The 2490-nt window shown below is 52.9% G+C and carries 1 protein-coding gene; it reads right to left on the bottom strand.

Annotation, left to right across the window (positions count from 1 at the left end):
- The coding region (locus tag R7044_RS23935) for a tandem-95 repeat protein (protein ID WP_225455841.1) at window positions 1-2490 on the bottom strand (2490 nt) is incomplete at both ends.

The following is a 2490-nucleotide window of genomic DNA, read 5'->3' as shown; positions in this document are numbered from 1 at the left end:
ACTTTGTCGTCGCCTTCAAACGTGTCGTTACCTAAGACCTTGATGATGGTTGGCGTGTCTTCCACAACCGTCGCTTTGTCTGCCACGATGTCCGCCACAGGGGCTACCGTGAAGTTCACCGTTTGGCTGACGCTTTCGCCGCTTGGATCGGTGGCAGTAAAGGTTAACGCTTCTGAGCCGTTCCAGTCTGCGGTTGGAGTGAACGTAGCAATGCCATTGACGATCACCACTTGAATGTTGCTGTTGCCAGAGACACTAAACGTTAACTCACCATCGGCGTTATCCACATCGCTGAAAGCGGTATTTAGATCGATGCTGTATGGCGTAAAGTCTTCTGCCAAGGTTTGGTCTGCAATGCTGCTTTCAACCACAGGCGTGTCGTTTACGGCATTTACGGTGACGTTGACCGTCGCTTGATCAGTCAGTGCACCATCGGTCACGGTGTAAGTGATTTCAGCATCGCCATGGAAGTTCTCAGCCGGTGTGAAGACCAGTTTTCCATCAATAATTTCGACTTTACCTTGGTCACTCGGCACAGACGCCGAATCAATGCTTAACGTATCGCCATCAATGTCGGTGTCGTTTGGCAGAACATCAATTGTCACTGGCGTGTCTTCGTCAGTAACAGCTGTATCATCTTTTGCCACTGGCGCGTCATTCACTGGTGTGACATCGACGTTAACAATGGTGGATTCACTGGCACCACCGGAGGTGACGATGTAGGTGAAGCTGTCTGCCCCGTGGAAGTTGTCGTTTGGCGTGTAAGTGACGCTGCCGTCCGGGTTGACCGAGACCGTGCCGTTGGCTGGACCGTGATTGGTATCCAGCGACACCACTTTGTCGTCGCCTTCGAACGTGTCGTTACCTAAGACCTTAATGATGGTTGGCGTGTCTTCCACGACCGTTGCTTTATCTGCCACGATGTCCGCCACAGGCGCAACTGTGAAGTTCACCGTTTGGCTAACGCTTTCACCGCTTGGATCGGTCGCCGTAAAGGTTAACGCTTCTGAGCCGTTCCAGTCCGCGGTTGGAGTGAACGTAGCAATGCCATTGACGATCGCCACTTGAATGTTGCTATTACCAGAGACACTGAAGCTCAGCCCGCCATCCACGTTATCCACATCGCTGAAAGCAGTATTTAGATCGATGCTGTATGGGGTGAAATCTTCCGCCAAGGTTTGGTCTGCAATGTTGCTTTCAACCATAGGCGTGTCGTTCACCGCATTCACGGTGACGTTGACCGTGGCTTGGTCAGTCAGTGCACCATCGGTGACGGTATAAGTGATTTCGGCATCACCATGGAAGTTCTCAGCCGGTGTGAACACCAACTTGCCGTCAACAATCTCGACTGTACCTTGGTCACTCGGCACAGATGCCGAGTCAATCGACAGCTTATCGCCATCAATATCAGTGTCGTTTGGCAGGACATCAATCGTCACTGGCGTATCTTCGTTAGTCATCGCCGTGTCATCTTTTGCCACTGGCGCGTCATTGACTGGCGTCACATCGACGTTCACCGTGGTGGACTCCGATACCCCACCGGACGTAACGATGTAGGTGAAACTGTCTGCCCCGTGGAAATTGTCGTTTGGCGTGTAAGTGACGCTGCCGTCCGGGTTGACCGAGACCGTGCCGTTAGCTGGGCCGTTATTGGTATCCAGCGACACCACTTTGTCGTTGCCTTCGAACGTGTCGTTACCTAAGACCTTGATGATGGTTGGCGTGTCTTCCACAACCGTCGCTTTATCTGCCACGATGTCCGCCACAGGGGCCACTGTGAAGTTCACCGTTTGGCTAACGCTTTCGCCGCTTGGATCGGTAACCGTAAACGTCAGCGCTTCTGAGCCGTTCCAGTCTGCGGTTGGAGTGAACGTAGCAATCCCATTGACGATTGCCACTTGAATGTTGCTGTTGCCAGAGACGCTGAAGGTCAGATCGCCATCCACGTTATCTACATCACTGAAAGCCGTATTCAGATCGATGCTGTATGGCGTAAAGTCCTCCGCCAAGGTTTGGTCTGTAATGCTGCTTTCAACCACAGGCGTGTCGTTCACCGCATTCACGGTGACGTTGACCGTCGCTTGGTCGGTCAGTGCACCATCGGTCACGGTGTAAGTGATTTCGGCGTCACCATTGAAGTTCTCAGCCGGTGTGAACACCAGTTTGCCGTCAACAATCTCGACTGTCCCTTGCTCACTCGGCACAGATGCCGAGTCAATCGACAGCTTATCGCCATCAATATCGGTGTCGTTTGGCAGGACATCAATCGTCACTGGCGTATCTTCATCAGTAACAGCGGTATCATCTTTTGCCACTGGCGCATCGTTGACTGGCGTGACATCGACGTTCACCGTGGTGGACTCCGATACCCCACCGGAGGTAACGATGTATGTGAAGCTGTCTGTACCGTGGTAGTTGTCGTTTGGCGTGTAAGTGACGCTGCCGTCCGGGTTGACCGAGACCGTGCCGTTGGCTGGACCGTTATTGGTA

It is taken from the genome of Vibrio sp. 1402 (assembly GCF_033340275.1).
Note: the sequence above shows the minus strand (reverse complement) of the source record. Positions and strands in the feature narration are given on the sequence as shown.